Genomic DNA, 15,102 nt, shown 5'->3' with positions numbered 1-15,102 from the left:
TCGTCCCGTCCGACCCGTTCAAGCTGCCCGACCTGCCCGATCGGTCCGACCGACCCGACCAACTTGTCCGACCGCCCGGCCCGCCCGCCCCGTCCGTCCCAAGGACCCCACTTGAGCGCCTCATCCCGGCCGACCGCACTGGCCCTGCTGACATCACTGGCCGTCACCGGTTCCCTGTGCCTGTGGGCGGTCGTCGCCGCCCCCGACTCGGTGCGGACCACCGTGGCGTGGGGCGCGGGCTCCGCCGCCGTGCTGCTGTCCGCCGCCGTGGCCGCCGCGGTCCACGCCCGTGCCACCGCGAACCGGCTGCGGGCCCGTCTCGCGTCGGAGACCCAGCGGTTCACCGGCGAGATCAGCAGACTGGTGTCCTCCTCCGCCGCCGAGGGCCAGCGATTCACCGCGGAGACCGCCCGGATCAAGGCCGCCGCCGGCGCCGAGACCGCGCGGGTCGCCGCGCAGGCCGCCGCCGAGGTCGAGCGACTGCGCGGCGAGCTGGAACGGCTCACCGCCCGTGCGGCCCGCAGCGAGACCGAGCGTTCCGCCGCGATCGCCGCCTGCGCCAACGCCGCGGGCCGGATGCAGGCGCTGGCCACCAGCATGCTGGCCGACCTGCGCGAGATGGAGCACCGGCACGCCGCCGAGGACGTGCTCGGCGACCTGCTCCACCTGGACCACCGCACCGCCCAGGCGGGCCGCCTCGCCGACTCCATCGCCGTGCTGACCGGCGCCCGCTCCGGACGGCGCTGGGCCAAGCCGATCGTGATGGAGTCGATCCTGCGCGGCGCCATGGGCCGAATCAGCGGCTACCAGCGGGTACGCCTGCACTCGAAGAGCGACGTCGCCGTCGCCGGTCACGCCGCCGAGGGCGTCATGCACGCGCTCGCCGAACTCCTGGACAACGCTGCCAACTTCTCGCCGCCCACGGCCGAGGTGCACGTGTACGTCGAGGAGGTACCGGCGGGCATCGTCGTGACCGTCGAGGACAGCGGCCTGGTCATGAGCGATGTGCAGCTGCGCCGCGCCGAGCGCGCGGTGTCCGCCACCGACCAGGACCTGACGGGGCTCTCCGGCACCCGGCTCGGCCTCGCCGTCGTCGGCCGGCTGGCCCGCAAGCATGGCCTGACCGTGTCGTTCCGGCCGTCCGCGCGCGGCGGCACGGGCGCGCTGATGATGCTCCCGCAGGAGATCCTCACCCGGGTCCCGGCCCCGGCCGCCGCCGGACCGGCCCTCGCCTCGCCCCCCGCCCGGGCCGTCGCCCCGGCCCGTGTCACGGCCCCCGAACCGGAGCCCACGCACAGCGCCGCCGCCCCGGCCGCCCCGGCCGCCCCGAGCGCCCCGGGCGACGTCCCCCGCCCGCGGAACGCGGCGGCCCCCGCAGGCACCGCGCCCGCGACCTCCGTCGGCGCCCCCGGCCCGTCCGCCGCCCCGGCCCCCGCCACGCCCCCGGACCCCACCGCGTTCGACACCTCCGGCGGCCTCCCCCGGTTCGGCGAGAGCGGGCTCCCCCGGCGCCCCCGCGGCCGTACCCTCGCCGCCGCCCAGGCCCGCATGGCCGAGGCCCACGACCGCGCCGACAACGCCACGAGCGCCGACGAGACCCCCCGGCCCCGTGCCGCCGACCCCAAGGAACAGGCAGCCCGCTTCAGCAGCTTCCGCCAGGCTGTCCGGCCCAGTACCCCGCACTCGGAAGAAGGCAACACCCGATGACCGCGACCACCGACGAGAAGCTCAACTGGCTGCTGGAGGGGCTCCTGGAGCGCACTCCCGGCGCCCGCCACGCCCTCGTCCTGTCCAGGGACGGCCTCAAGCTGTGCCGTACCCCCGAGCTGACCGTCGACCAGGCCGACCAACTGGCCGCGATCTCGGCCGGCATCCAGAGCCTCTCGCACGGCGCGTCCGTCGAGTTCGGCGACGGCACCGGCGGTGTGCGGTCCGCGATGACCGAGTTCTACGGCGGCGTGCTGTTCATCGTCGAGGCCGGGGCGGGCGCCCATCTCGCGGTCGTCGCCTCCGACCAGGCGGACGTCGGCCTCGTCGGGCACAACATGAGCGAACTCGTCGAGCAGCTCGGCGAGCACCTCAGCGCCCCGCCGCGCTCCGCCGCCGGGACTCCCGGAGCGACGGGGTCCGCTGCCGTCGACGCGACCGCGGCCGTATGAGCCGCCCCCGCCCCGGACGGGACGACGCCCCCGACCGGCTGTACACCCTCACCGGGGGCCGCAGCCGGTCCGACTCGGACGTGTTCGACCTGGTGACCCTGGTGGTCTCCGAGTGCGAACCGACCCCCGGCATGCAGTCGGAGCACGCCACGATCCTGCGGATGTGCACCCTGCCCACCGCCGTCGTCGAGATCGCGGCGGGCCTCGGACTGCCCATCAGCATCGTCCGCATCCTGCTGTCCGATCTGCTGGCCACCGGCCGGATCAGCGCCCGGCACCCACGTACCGCCCGGGTCGCGGACCGGCTTCCCGACCCCGACATCCTGGAGCAGGTGCTCGTTGGACTCCGCAACCTCTGACCGTTCCGCCCTGCGGGCGACGGCCGACAACGGACTGAAGATCGCCATCGTCGGCGGCTTCGGGGTGGGCAAGACCACCATGGTCCGCTCCGTCAGCGAGATCCGCCCGCTGAACACGGAAGAGACCATGACCAGCGCGGGCGAGGCCGTCGACCACCTCGACGGCATCCACTCGAAGACGGCCACGACCGTCGCCTTCGACTTCGGCCGGATCACGCTCGACGAACGCTCCGTGCTGTACCTCTTCGGCGCCCCTGGGCAGGAACGTTTCTGGTTCCTGTGGGACCGGCTGTTCTCGGGCGCGCTCGGCGCCGTCGTCCTCGTCGACACCCGTCGGCTCGCCGACTCCTGGTACGCGATCGACCGCCTGGAGCACCACGGCGCGCCGTTCATCGTGGCCTGCAACGACTTCGGCGGACCGCTCCACACCGAGCAGCAGATACGGGAGGCGCTCGCCCTCTCCGACGACGTGCCGCTGGTGGAGTGCGACGCCCGTGACCGCTCGTCCAGCAAGTACGTACTGATCACGCTGGTCGAGTACCTGCACACCCTGTCGCGGCGCCGCCTCGCCTCCGAGTCCTCCGCCGACGCCGACCCGTCCGCCGTCCCTCCGGGGACCGCGCCGGACATGACCCCGGAGCCCACGTCGTGACCCAGCCCCCGGAGCCGTCCTCCGGCTGTCCCTTCTCCCAGGGCCGCGTACCGCTCTCCGGCCCTCGGTTCCAGACCGAACCGACCCAGCTGTACCGCGAGATGCGCCGCGACCACGGGTCGGTGGCGCCCGTCGCCCTCGACGGGGACGTGCCCGCCTGGCTGGTGCTCGGCTACCGCGAACTGCACCAGGTCACCGGCGACCCGGTGCTGTTCAGCCGCGACTCCGACCTGTGGAACCAGTGGGACCGCATCCCCGCCGACTGGCCGCTGCTGCCGATGATCGGCCGCAAGCAGCCGTCGATCCTCTACACCGTCGGCCCCCGCCACACCCAGCGCGCCGCGATGATCAGCGACGCGCTCGAGGGCGTCGACCCGTTCGCGCTGAAGCGGTACGCGGAGGAGTTCGCCGACGGCCTCGTCGACCGGTTCTGCTCCACCGGCGGCACCGACATCATCGCCCAGTACGCGATGCTGCTCCCCGCGCTCGTCCTGGCGAAGATCTATGGCTTCGCCGACACCATCGGCGCCGCGCTCGTCGGTTCGCTCAACGACATGATCGACGGCCGGGAGCGGGCCCTGGCCGGGCAGCAGCACCTCGCCACGTCCATGTTCCAGTTGCTGGTGGACAAGCACGCCGCGCCGGGCGACGACGTCGTGACCAGGATGATCGCCGACCCGGGCGGCTTCACCGACGAGGAGATCGTCCAGGACCTGATGGTCATGATGGCCGCCGGGCACCAGCCGACCGCCGACTGGATCGGCAACTCTCTGCGGCTGATGCTCACCGACGACCGGTTCGCCGCCTCCCTCTCGGGTGGCCGGCACAGCGTCGCCGAAGCCATGAACGAGGTGCTCTGGGAGGACACCCCGACCCAGAACGTCGCGGGCCGCTGGGCCACGCGCGACACCCGTCTCGGCGGACGCCACATCGAGGCCGGCGACCTGCTGCTGCTCGGCCTCGCCGCCGCCAACTACGACCCGCAGGTCCGCACCGACGGCTCCGCGCTGACCGGCGGCAACAACGCGTTCCTCTCCTTCGGCCACGGCGAGCACCGCTGCCCGTTCACGGCCCAGGAGACCGCCGAGGTCATCGCCCGCACCGGCATCGAGGTGCTGCTGGACCGGCTCCCGGACATCGACCTCGCCGTACCCGCGGAGCAGCTCACCCGCCGCCCGTCACCCTGGCTGCGGGGCCTGAGCGCCCTGCCGGTGACGTTCACGCCCACGCCCGCCATCGGCTCGCCGGCCGGCACCGCCCTCGCCGCCGCCATCGGCCCCGCGACCGGCGACGCCGCCGGACCGGCCACCGGCACCACCGTCGACTCAGTGTCAGGAAACGCCACCTGACCCATCACTGAACCCACCATCGGAGGCCCGAGATGACCCGGATCGTGCTCGACCCCTTCGTCACCGACCTCGACGGCGAGTCCGCCCGGCTGCGCGCCGCCGGCCCGCTCGCCGACGTGGAACTGCCGGGCGGGGTGCCCTGCTACGCGGTCACCCACCACGCCGAGGCCCGGCAGTTGCTCACCGACAGCCGCCTCGTGAAGGACATCGACGTCTGGAACGCCTGGCAGCGCGCCGAGATACCCCTGGACTGGCCGCTGATCGGCCTCGCCAACCCGGGCCGCTCCATGCTCACCGTCGACGGCGCCGACCACCGCCGCCTGCGCACCCTGGTCGCGCAGGCCCTGACCGTCAAGCGGGTGGAACGGCTGCGCCCCGGCATCGAGACACTGACCGCGGCGAGACTGGACCGGCTGGCCGCGCTGGCCGAGGACGGGCCGGTCGACCTGAAGGCGGAGTTCGCCTACCCGCTGCCGATGAACGTGATCAGCGAACTCATGGGCGTCGACAGCGCCGACCACCCGCGGCTGAAGGAACTCTTCGAGAAGTTCTTCTCGACGCAGACGCCGCCCGAGGAGGTCCCCCGGATGATGGCGGACCTCGGCACGCTCTTCACGCAGATCGTCGACGCCAAGCGGGAGAACCCGGGCGACGACCTCACCAGCGCCCTGATCGCCGCGTCCGAGGACGGCAACCAGCTCACCGACGAGGAGATCGTCAACACCCTCCAGCTGATCGTCGCGGCCGGACACGAGACCACGATCAGCCTGATCGTCAACGCCGTCGTCGCACTCCAGACCCACCCCGAGCAGCGCGCGCGGGTGCTGAGCGGCGAGGTGCCGTGGGAGAACGTGATCGAGGAGACGCTGCGCTGGTCCACGCCCACGTCCCACGTCATGTTCCGGTTCGCCACCGAGGACATCGAGGTGGGCGACCGGGTCCTGCCGAAGGGCGAGGCGCTGATCGTCTCCTTCGGCGCGCTCGGCCGCGACGAGGCACAGCACGGGCCGACGGCCCATGAGTTCGACGTCACCCGCTCCCCCAACCGCCACATCGCGTTCGGCCACGGCCCGCACGTCTGCCCGGGCGCGGCGCTCTCCCGGCTGGAGTCGGGGGTGGCGCTGCCCGCGCTGTACGAGAGGTTCCCGGATCTGGAACTCGCCGTCCCCGCGTCCGAACTGCGCAACAAACCGATCGTCACCCAGAACGACCTGTACGAGCTGCCGGTGCGCCTGGCCTGACGCGCGCCCCCGGTCCGCGGCCCGCGCGCAGGGGGCCGCGGACCGGGGCCCGCTCGCCAGGGTCCACGCACGGGGTGTCCACACGCCCGGGCCCCGGGCGCCGGAAAAAGGAAGCCGTCCACACACCGGCGCGGCCATCGTCCGCGCACCGGAACGGGTGTCTCATTCGACGGACACGGTCATCGAAGCCGTCCATGAGGTACTACGCTCCGGTTCGTGGCCGATATCCAGATTCCCGCTGACATCAAGCCCGCCGACGGACGCTTCGGCGCCGGTCCTTCCAAGGTGCGGACGGAGGCGCTCGACGCCCTGGCCGCCACCGGTACCTCGCTGCTCGGTACGTCCCACCGCCAGGCTCCGGTCAAGAACCTGGTCGGCGCGGTCCGTCAGGGCGTGCGCGACCTCTTCTCCCTCCCCGAGGGCTACGAGGTGATCCTGGGCAACGGCGGCTCCACCGCCTTCTGGGACATCGCGACGCACGGTCTCATCGAGAACAGGTCCCAGCACCTGACCTTCGGCGAGTTCTCCTCGAAGTTCGCGAAGGCCGCCAAGCTCGCCCCGTGGCTGGCCGACCCGTCCGTGATCGCCTCCGACCCGGGCACCCACCCGCAGCCGCGGGCCGAGGAGGGCGTGGACGTGTACGCGTTCACACACAACGAGACCTCGACCGGTGTCGCCGCGCCGGTCAAGCGTGTCGCGGACGCCGACGCGGGCTCCCTGGTCCTGGTGGACGCCACCTCCGGCGCGGGCGGCCTGCCCGTCGACATCACCGAGTCGGACGTCTACTACTTCGCCCCGCAGAAGTCCTTCGCCTCCGACGGCGGCCTGTGGATCGGCGTGTTCTCCCCGGCGGCCCTGGAGCGCGCCGCGCGCGTCCACGCGTCGGGCCGGCACATCCCGGAGTTCTTCAGCCTGCCCACGGCGATCGACAACTCCCTCAAGAACCAGACGTACAACACCCCGGCCCTGGCCACCCTCTTCCTCCTGAACGAGCAGCTTGACTGGCTGAACGGACAGGGCGGCCTGGACTTCGCGGTCCGCCGCACAGCCACCTCGTCCCGGCACCTGTACGGCTGGGCCGAGGAGTCCACGTACGCGACCCCGTTCGTCTCCGACCCCGCCAAGCGCTCGCAGGTCATCGGCACGATCGACTTCTCGGACGAGATCGACGCCTCGGCCGTCGCCAAGGCCCTGCGCGCCAACGGGATCGTCGACACCGAGCCGTACCGCAAGCTGGGCCGCAACCAGCTCCGCGTGGCGATGTTCCCGGCGATCGACCCGGCGGACGTCCAGGCGCTGACGGCCTGCATCGACTACGTGATCGAGAAGCTGTGACGGGCACGCGCCCGTAGCCCCTCGACCGGCGGAGGTCCCCGCGCACCCTGCGTGCGCGGGGACCTCCGGCCTTCCCCCGACCGGCTGGTGGCCGCCCTCCGGCCCGACTCCATCGGCGCCCCGCTGGCCCTCGACGTGGACGATCTCGTCCGGGCCGGCCGCACCCGCGCCTGACCTCGGCCGCGCCCGGTACCCGTCGGGCGTCGGGCACGCTCAAGCGCTCGCCGCGACCAGCACCTCCCGGAGCCCGACGATGCCGGCCGTCCACACCTCGTCGTCCTCCCACAGCTCCCGCAGCTCCGAGTTCTCACCGAGCACCGCATCGAGCGCCTTCGCCGCGAGCGGACGCAAGTCCGCCGGGAACGCGGGCAACGGCTTCTTCGGGCCATACGCAGTGGTCACCGGCTCGCCGCCCGGGCACTGCGAACCGACCAGCGCCGCCGCCGCGACCGCTCTTGCCCCCTCGCCGTCGTCCAGGAAGTCGGCCGCGATCGCGATTTCCAGGGTCGTGCGGATCAGCGCCGCCCGCTCGGTCTCCGGCGCGTCGTCCAGGTGTCCGGAGAAGTCCGCGGCAGTGTCGTTGTCGAAGGGACCGGTGTCCCAGGCTCCCATGGTGATGTCCCCTCAGCGAAAGAAACGGCGTTTGCCGATGTGTTCCACCGGCGTTCGCCATCCTCGCACCCACCGCTGACAACGCCCCTTCAGCGGGATTCCCCGCCCCCTTCCCGGTTCTGATCCGGGTTCCGATCCGGGTTCCGATCCAGGTTCCGATCCGGGTTCCGATCCCAACGCCGTTCACAACGTCGTTCCCAACGCCGCTCCCAACGCCGTTCGCCGTCGTGCCACTGCGCCGTCGGCGCCAGACCCACCGCCGCGGCCACGGCGGCGGAGGCGGCGTGGTCCGGGTGGATGTGGGCGACGACGGTACTCACCTCCTCCTCCGCCGCCGCCCGCGTCAGATGGGACACCAGCCCGGCCGCGGCCTCCTTCGCGTATCCCCGGCCCTGCCACGGCGTCCCGACCACCCAGGCGATCTCCGCTTCCGCGTCCCGGGCGTTCACCGTCGCCTGCACGTACCCGGCCAACCGCTCCTCGTCCCGTATCCGCAGCACCCAGTTCCACCACCGCACCCCGGGGTCGGGCGAACCGGCGGTCTGCCGTTCGTAGCGGGCCCGCAGTCCGTCGGCGGACTCCGGGGCGCCCCCGGTGTACGCGTACAGGGCCGGGTCGTCCAGCACCGCCGCCATCTCGTCCGCGTACGCGATACGCAGAGGCAGGGCGTCGAGGCGTTCGGTGGAGAAGGGCGCGGGTGGGAGCCGGCTCGCCGCGGGTTCCTGATGCGTCATGGCGCGGACCCTACCCGCGTGCCGACGCCCCGGCGTCACCGCGGCTCAGCGGCTCAGTCGCTGGAAGCGCCGTACGGCCAGGGGCAGGAACACCGCGGTCAGCACCAGCGGCCAGACCACGGCCATCAGCAGGGCGTGTTCCTCGACCCAGGTGCCGCCGCTCGCCACCGGGTTGCCGAAGAGTCCGCGCGTCGCCGTGACCGTCGACGAGATCGGGTTCCAGGCGGCGACGGTGCCCAGCCAGCCCGGCATCAGGGACGGCGCGACCAGGGCGCTGGAGATCATCGTGACCGGGAACGCGATCGCGTACAGCCCGCCCGCCGACTCCGGGTCCGGGACCAGGAGCCCGAGCCATACGCCGACCCAGATCAGGCTGAACCTGAGCAGCAGGAGCAGTCCGAACGCCCCGGCGGCGGCCATCGGTCCGTCGCCCGCGCGCCAGCCGATCGCCAGCGCGGTGGCCACGAGGATCGCCAGTTCGGCGGCGGCGACCAGCAGATCGGCGAGACCGCGCCCGGCGCACACCGCGGACGGTGCCATCGGCATGGAACGGAACCGGTCCACCACCCCCTTCCCGACGTCCGTCACCATGGCCACGGCGGTGTTCATGAAGCCCAGGGCCATGGTCGTGGCGAACATTCCCGGCATCAGGAACTCCCGGTAGTCGCCCCCGCCGGGAACCTTCATGGCGCTGCCGAAGACGTACCCGTACAGCAGCACGGAGAGGATCGGGAAGCCCAACTGCCAGACGATGGCCAACGGTTGGCGCCGGTAGTGGGTGAGGGTGCGTCGGGCGACGTTCCAACTGTCGGCCAGCGCCCAGTGGAGCGGGCCGCGGACGGGACCGAGCGCGTGCGGTTCGACGACGGTCACGCCGCCACCTCCTCTTCCTCCGACGTGCCCTTACGGCCTCCGGTCGGGCTTCCGGCCGACGGACTTTCGGGCGTCGGGCTCCCGGTCAGGGCGAGGAACACGTCGTCGAGGGTCGGTCGGCGCAGGCCGATGTCCTCGACCGCGATGCCCTCGCCCTGGAGGGTGCTCACGACCCCGGTGAGCGCGGCGACCCGGTCGGAGACCCGGGCGTGCACGCGGCGGCCCGCGCCGTCGAGGACGACGGGACCGGTGCCGGCGACCCGTTCCACGATGCCGGCGACCGCGGGCAGATCGGCCGCGTCACCCGCGACGACCTCGATCCGGTCACCACCCACCCGGTTCTTCAGCCCGTCCGGGGTGTCGTCGGCGACGGCCCGGCCCCGGTCGATGACGGTGACGCGCGAGGCGAGCCGGTCGGCCTCCTCCAGGTACTGGGTGGTGAGCAGCACCGTCGTACCGTTCGTCACCAACGCCCGTACGCTGTCCCACACTTCACCCCTCCCGCGCGGATCGAGCCCCGTCGTCGGCTCGTCCAGGAACAGCACCTGGGGCGCGAGGATCATCGATGCCGCGAGATCGAGGCGTCGCCGCATGCCGCCGCTGTATTCCCCGGCCCCCTTGTCCGCGGCCTCGCGCAGGTCGAACTGCTCCAGCAGCTCCGCGGCGCGTCGCCGGGCCCGGTCGGCGCCCAGATGGAAAAGACGCCCGAACATCTCCAGGTTCTGCCGGCCGGTCAGGATCTCGTCGACGGCGGCGTACTGCCCGGCGAGCCCGATCCTCGCGCGGACGCGGCGGGGTTCGCGCGCCACGTCCAGTCCGGCGACCTCGGCGCGCCCGCCGTCGAACCGCAGCAGCGTCGACAGGACACGCACGGCAGTGGTCTTGCCCGCCCCGTTCGGCCCGAGCAGTCCATGCACGACGCCACGCCCCACCGTCAGGTCGAACCCGTCGAGCGCCCTTGCCTCCCCCTCGCCGCGCTTCCCGCCGCGCTGTCGCCGATACCGCTTGGTGACCCCCTCGGCACGTACGGCATATCCGCTCGCACCCATGACAACCCCCTTCGTCCGATGAACCGAGCACAACCGAACCGAGCACAACCGAGCCGGGCAGCCGTGAACCCGGCGCCCCTGCAGGGGCACCCATCCACCTGCGTACACCGTACCCAGAGGAGAGTACATCGTACGCAGTTCATGTCCAGCGGCTTAGGCTGGAGCCATGGTTCAGAGGGATTCAGCAGGTGGGACGGACGGCACGACGGCCGGCAGCGGCGACATCGCGCGCAGCCTGGAACTTCTCTGGGGCACCGGCGACCGCCCCGCCCGCGGCCCCAGGCCGGCCCTCACCCTCGACCGGATCATCACCGCCGCCGTGGAGATCGCCGACGCGGAGGGCCTGGCCGCCCTGTCGATGCGACGGCTCGCCGCCGATCTGGGCACCGGCACGATGTCGCTCTACCGCTACGTTCCCGGCAAGGCCGAACTGCTCGACCTGATGCTCGACCACGTCCTGGGCGAACCGCCGACCGCCCTCGACGACACTGCGGAGGGCGAACCCTCGGACTGGCGCACGTCTCTCGCCACCAAGGCCCGCACGTACCTGGACCAACTGCGCCGCCACCCCTGGCTGCTCAAGGTCAATCAGGCCCGTACGGTCCTCGGCCCCAACGCCCTGCGCGGTCTGGAGAGCGCCCTGGCCGGCATCAGGGGCATGGGGCTGTCCGACGCCGAGCTGATCTCCACGATCATCACGGTCAACAGTTTCGTGGAGGGCATCGCCCGCGCCCGTCTCCACACCTCCGAGGCCGCACGGGAGACCGGACTGAGCGACGACGACTTCTGGGAGAACCAACGCCCCTACCTGGAACGGGCCATGCTGAGCGGCGACTATCCGCTGATGGCGGCCCTCTCCGACGACGCGTTCGGCTACGGAATCGACCACTTCACGTTCGGTCTGCAACGGCTGATCGACGGCTTCGAGGTGCTCGTCGAGCGCCGGGCGGGTGAGTGAGCCGGGCCGCCCCTCCCGGTCAGCCCTGGCCTCGGCGCCGCTTCGTGAGGAAGAAGGCGGCCACGGCGACCAGCACCAGCACACCGGTCAGGCTCATGCCCCCGGTGCCGCCGACGCCGTCCTCGGCACCCCCGGCGCCCCCGTCGGCCGCCGACGAGTCCCCGCCCCGGGACCCGTTCCCGCCGGTGTCCTTCTCCACGTCCACCCGCACCACGTCGCTGCGTTCCCCCTCCGAGCCGAACATCAGCGCCGAGCCGTCCGCCGTGTACGTCACCGACTCGGCCTGCCGCTGGAACGGTGCCCGGACGGCGTGGTCGGCGCCGAGCCTGCCACTTCGGAAGGCGTACGCGCGAGCGCTGAAGTACGAGCGCAGCACCAGTTCGCCGCCGTCCGGCGAGAACGCCCCGTCCGTCACCCACGGCACCTCGCCCACCCGCCGGAACACGTTGGCGGAGCCGGTGGTGAGCCGGGCCGGACCCTCGTACAGTCCGCCGCCGTTCTCGTTCTTCGACGCGATGTAGACCCGCCCGGTCGTGGGATGGACCATCAGCGCCTCGGCGTCGCGCGGCCCGTCCGCGTACTTCACGTCGAACTGGGTGGCGCGGACCGTGGCGTCCTTCAGCTCCTTCGGCTCGGGGAAGCGGTAGATCCAGACGTGGTCCCAGCCGCCGTTCAGGTTGTCGCCGATGTCCCCCACGTACAGGTTGCCGTCGGGTCCGACCGAGACGGCCTCCACATCGCGCGGTCGTCCCACCCCGCTCATGGTGATCGTCGCGACGGTCTTCCCCGTGCGGGAGTCGACGGCGTAGACATGCGGCCCGTCGTCGCTGTCGTTGTGCGTCCAGTAGACGCCCGGGTGGGCGCGGCTGGCGGCGAGCCCGCTGGACTCGGTGATCCTGGGGTCCTCGATGGTGAAGTTCCGGTCGGCCCCGTCGCCGGATTCGGTGGCGGCCGCCGCCCCGGCGGGGAGCGCCCCGGCGAACAGGAGCAGTGCGGCGGCTCCGGACACAGTCAGGTACGAACGCATGACACAAGTGTCCATCGTCACGCCCTCGCCGGACGGACGATCGGCGGCGATCCGCGATGATGACACCCATGCGTTTCACGTTTGTCGGCGATTCCATGACGATCGGGCGCGCCGGCGACTTCACCTGGCGCTACCGGATGTGGCAGCACCTCACCTCCGCCCTCGGCGCCCCGTTCGCGATCGTCGGCCCGCGCGACGCGCTGTACGACACCGGGGCGGACGCCGCCGTCAGTCGCGCGTACGCCGCACCGGACTTCCCCGCCGAGGCGCGCGCCCATCTGGCCGGCTGGGGCGAGGGCTGGCTGCACATGGCCCCGGTGATCGCCGACACCGTCACCGCGCACCGTACGGACGTGCTGTTGGTGTCGCTGGGCCTGATCGACCTCGGGTTCTACACCGACAGCGACCAAACCGCTCTGAACGTACGGGAGTTCATCACCGCCGCGCGCACCGCGAACCCGCACGTGAAGATGGTGCTGCTGCCCGTGATACCGAATGTACGGGCCGAGTCGGACCCGCCGTTCGCCACCGAGTGCGACCGGTTCAACGAACTCCTGGCCAAGACAGTGGCCGACCTCGACGACCCGATGTCCCCCATCCTGCTGACCTCCCACCCCACGGGGTACGACATCCACCGGGACACGTACGACGGGACGCACCCCGGCCCCACCGGTGAGCACAAGCTGGCGGCGGCGTTCGCCGACGCGATGCACCAGGCGTGGGGGCTCGGCGGCTCGTACACGGCCCGCCCGTAGGCCGCCCGCCCGTCACGGTTCCCCGGCCCCGTCCCGTCAGGTTCCCGGCCCCCGTCCCGCGGGGCGGGCCCTCACGTGCATGCGTTCGCCCTGCGGGCCGAACAGGCTGAGGAATTCGACCGGTTCGGGCCCGGCACTGGCCCACGCGTGAGGAGTACGTGTGTCGAATTCCGCGACCTCACCGGCCGTGAGCACCAGATCGTGTTCGCCCAGCACCAGCCGCAGCCGCCCCGTCAGGACGTACACCCACTCGTATCCCTCGTGCACCCGCTGCTCCAGCGGCCCCGTCGCTCCGCGCCCGCCGGGCAGGATCTGCTTGTACGCGTGCAGCCCGCCCAGGTGACGAGCCAGTGGCACGAAGGTCATGCCGTCCCGGGTGATGGGGCGGAAGCGGAGGCGGGGATCGCCGGTGGGCGGGGCGCCGACGAGTTCGTCGAGCGGGACCCCGTACGCCTTGGCCAGCGGCAGCAGCAGTTCGAGGGTGGGTTTGCGGCCACCCGACTCCAGGCGCGAGAGCGTGCTGGGAGAGATACCGGTGGTCTCGCTGAGCTGCGCCAGGGTCGTGCCGCGCTCCTGGCGCAGGGCCCTCAGCCTGGGGCCGACGCCCGTCAGGACGGCCGAGATCTCCTCGTCCGCGCCCGTCTTGCGGTCGTCCGCCCGCCCACCGTGTCCCTGGTGGTTCCCGGGCCTGTGCCGCGCACCGTGCCGGTGCTCTCCGTCGTCCGCCATCCGCCCATTATTCGCCTGCCCGGCGGCGATGGCCGACGGCCCGTGACCGGGGAAGGGGGCCGGGGCCGGCGACCGAGGCCGTGGCCGGGGGCGGGACTGAGGGCCGGGGCCGGTGACCGAGGCCGGGGGTGGCAAGCAGCCAGGGGCCGGTTTCCGGTGGCGGGTGACCGGGGGCCGGGGCCGGGGCCGGGGCCGGTACGGCGGGTGGGTCAGGACGGCAGGATCATGGCCAGCGAAAGCCGGGTCAGTTCGTCGGTCAGCCATTCGGCGTCGACCTGGCGGGGGCGGCGGCCGTGGTGGGCCATGAGTTCGTCCACGGCGTGGTTCAGCACCGTGACGGTCACGGCGTGGTCGCTCGGCACCGCTTCGCCCCGGCGCACGGCGCGCTCCGCCTCGGAGGTGAGGAACTCGATCCACATCGTCCGCCAGGTGGCGAGGTGGTTGTCCACCTCCCGGCTGACCCCGAGCGCCTCGACGAACGCCACCCGGGCCGCGCAGGGATCCTCGGTGACCGCCCTCACATAGGCGTCGAACAGCAGCCGGACCCGTTCCCGGGTCGGGCAGTCCTCCATCCCCTCGGCCATCAGGGCGTTCTCGGCGGCGCGCAGTCCATGGGTCGCGAGCTCGTCGTAGATCGCCATCAGAAGCACCTCGCGCGAGACGAACTCCTGCTGGAAGACGTGAACGGGCACCTTCGCCTGCTCGCACAGGTCCTCGACACTCGTGTGCGCGTACCCGTACGCGGCGAACAACTGGCGTCCGGCCCGCAGGAGTCGGTCCCGCGCGCCCTGACCCTCCGTCTCCTGCCCGGCCGCCCCGCTCCGCTGGTTCGCCACGGCACCCACCATCGGTCCTCCTTCGTCGTCCGTACCGCTGCCCCACTCTTCCCGCTCCGCCCCGCCGGTGGGGTCTCCGCCACGCAGTGGGGCACGCATGGGACGGCACCTCATCAAGTCCGATCGCCCGACGAACCGTTGCCGTCACGGCATCGGCCTCCCGGCCGCGAGGGTCCACTCGTCCGCACCATGGCCGCACCGCCTCCGGCACGGGCGCCGCGCGTATGACGCGCCCTCACGGGGGCGACTCTAACGACACTCCGAGTCACGCGTCGGAGCCCGAAGCGCATATTCACCGGAGGGCGTGACGCTGCCCGGACCAAGGAATCCCGGCCCCCGGCAGCCCGCCTTCGACCCGGTGTCCGGACGGAGTACGCAGGGCCGCGGAGCACCGCTGAAAAAACACCCCCGGACGGCGCCGGAACACCCCTTCC

At 72.4% G+C, this 15,102-nt stretch carries 16 protein-coding genes and 1 pseudogene; 10 read left to right on the top strand and 7 right to left on the bottom strand.

The window, feature by feature from the left end:
* Positions 1 to 111 precede the first annotated feature (111 nt).
* The 8 genes and pseudogenes from ACGF2V_RS23115 (at position 112) to ACGF2V_RS23080 (ending at position 7,269) form a co-directional block, all read left to right on the top strand.
* Positions 112 to 1,707, top strand: coding sequence for an ATP-binding protein (locus ACGF2V_RS23115; protein ID WP_362709301.1), 1,596 nt, complete (start codon positions 112 to 114; stop codon positions 1,705 to 1,707).
* A complete protein-coding gene (locus ACGF2V_RS23110) occupies positions 1,704 to 2,159 on the top strand; it encodes a roadblock/LC7 domain-containing protein (protein ID WP_362624202.1) in 456 nt (151 codons plus the stop codon). Before ACGF2V_RS23115 ends, ACGF2V_RS23110 begins: the two co-directional genes overlap by 4 nt.
* Positions 2,156 to 2,518 carry a DUF742 domain-containing protein gene (locus tag ACGF2V_RS23105; protein WP_362709298.1) on the top strand — a complete coding sequence of 121 codons (363 nt, stop codon included), beginning with the start codon at positions 2,156 to 2,158 and terminating at the stop codon, positions 2,516 to 2,518. Before ACGF2V_RS23110 ends, ACGF2V_RS23105 begins: the two co-directional genes overlap by 4 nt.
* Entirely contained in the window at positions 2,499 to 3,170 is a 672-nt protein-coding gene (locus ACGF2V_RS23100; protein ID WP_362624198.1) for an ATP/GTP-binding protein, read from the top strand. The genes ACGF2V_RS23105 and ACGF2V_RS23100 overlap by 20 nt, the downstream gene beginning before the upstream one ends.
* A pseudogene (locus tag ACGF2V_RS23095) lies at positions 3,167 to 4,411 on the top strand (cytochrome P450); the annotation flags it as partial. The gene ACGF2V_RS23100 and the pseudogene ACGF2V_RS23095, both read left to right, overlap by 4 nt.
* Before the next feature lie 140 nt (positions 4,412 to 4,551).
* Complete coding sequence (locus ACGF2V_RS23090; protein WP_362624196.1) at positions 4,552 to 5,760, top strand: cytochrome P450; 1,209 nt, start codon at positions 4,552 to 4,554, stop codon at positions 5,758 to 5,760.
* Between the two features lie 216 nt (positions 5,761 to 5,976).
* Positions 5,977 to 7,095 (top strand): phosphoserine transaminase, encoded by a 1,119-nt coding sequence (serC, locus tag ACGF2V_RS23085; RefSeq protein WP_362709295.1) that lies wholly within the window; start codon positions 5,977 to 5,979, stop codon positions 7,093 to 7,095.
* 51 nt (positions 7,096 to 7,146) lie between these two features.
* Positions 7,147 to 7,269, top strand: a complete 123-nt coding sequence (locus ACGF2V_RS23080) for a hypothetical protein (protein ID WP_362624192.1) — start codon at positions 7,147 to 7,149, stop codon at positions 7,267 to 7,269.
* A gap of 39 nt (positions 7,270 to 7,308) precedes the next feature.
* Here the strand turns inward: ACGF2V_RS23080 and ACGF2V_RS23075 are convergent, their stop codons facing one another.
* From ACGF2V_RS23075 to ACGF2V_RS23060, 4 genes are all read right to left on the bottom strand, one after another.
* On the bottom strand, positions 7,309 to 7,707 hold the full coding sequence (locus ACGF2V_RS23075; protein ID WP_362709292.1) for a DUF4259 domain-containing protein: 399 nt from the start codon (positions 7,705 to 7,707) through the stop codon (positions 7,309 to 7,311).
* 89 nt (positions 7,708 to 7,796) lie between these two features.
* On the bottom strand, positions 7,797 to 8,441 hold the full coding sequence (locus tag ACGF2V_RS23070; protein ID WP_362709289.1) for a GNAT family N-acetyltransferase: 645 nt from the start codon (positions 8,439 to 8,441) through the stop codon (positions 7,797 to 7,799).
* A 45-nt stretch (positions 8,442 to 8,486) separates the two neighbouring features.
* Positions 8,487 to 9,314, bottom strand: coding sequence for an ABC transporter permease (locus ACGF2V_RS23065; protein WP_362709286.1), 828 nt, complete (start codon positions 9,312 to 9,314; stop codon positions 8,487 to 8,489).
* A complete protein-coding gene (locus tag ACGF2V_RS23060; protein ID WP_362709283.1) occupies positions 9,311 to 10,363 on the bottom strand; it encodes an ATP-binding cassette domain-containing protein in 1,053 nt (350 codons plus the stop codon). Before ACGF2V_RS23060 ends, ACGF2V_RS23065 begins: the two co-directional genes overlap by 4 nt.
* A 166-nt stretch (positions 10,364 to 10,529) precedes the next feature.
* Here ACGF2V_RS23060 and ACGF2V_RS23055 point away from each other — a divergent pair, with 166 nt between their 5' ends.
* Positions 10,530 to 11,321 (top strand): TetR/AcrR family transcriptional regulator, encoded by a 792-nt coding sequence (locus tag ACGF2V_RS23055; protein WP_362709280.1) that lies wholly within the window; start codon positions 10,530 to 10,532, stop codon positions 11,319 to 11,321.
* Between the two features lie 19 nt (positions 11,322 to 11,340).
* Here the strand turns inward: ACGF2V_RS23055 and ACGF2V_RS23050 are convergent, their stop codons facing one another.
* A complete protein-coding gene (locus tag ACGF2V_RS23050; protein WP_362709278.1) occupies positions 11,341 to 12,348 on the bottom strand; it encodes a WD40 repeat domain-containing protein in 1,008 nt (335 codons plus the stop codon).
* Between the two features lie 68 nt (positions 12,349 to 12,416).
* Here ACGF2V_RS23050 and ACGF2V_RS23045 point away from each other — a divergent pair, with 68 nt between their 5' ends.
* Entirely contained in the window at positions 12,417 to 13,103 is a 687-nt protein-coding gene (locus ACGF2V_RS23045) for a GDSL-type esterase/lipase family protein (RefSeq protein WP_362624184.1), read from the top strand.
* Between the two features lie 36 nt (positions 13,104 to 13,139).
* Here ACGF2V_RS23045 and ACGF2V_RS23040 read toward each other — a convergent pair whose 3' ends face one another.
* Positions 13,140 to 13,832 carry an XRE family transcriptional regulator gene (locus ACGF2V_RS23040; protein ID WP_362709274.1) on the bottom strand — a complete coding sequence of 231 codons (693 nt, stop codon included), beginning with the start codon at positions 13,830 to 13,832 and terminating at the stop codon, positions 13,140 to 13,142.
* Between the two features lie 209 nt (positions 13,833 to 14,041).
* Complete coding sequence (locus ACGF2V_RS23035; RefSeq protein ID WP_362624286.1) at positions 14,042 to 14,680, bottom strand: TetR family transcriptional regulator; 639 nt, start codon at positions 14,678 to 14,680, stop codon at positions 14,042 to 14,044.
* Positions 14,681 to 15,102: the final 422 nt, after the last annotated feature.

Source organism: Streptomyces sp. NPDC047982 (assembly GCF_043204165.1).
In the GTDB taxonomy this organism is placed as follows: domain Bacteria; phylum Actinomycetota; class Actinomycetes; order Streptomycetales; family Streptomycetaceae; genus Streptomyces.
The sequence above is the reverse complement of the archived record's forward strand: the minus strand, read 5'-3'. Positions and strand labels throughout refer to the sequence as shown.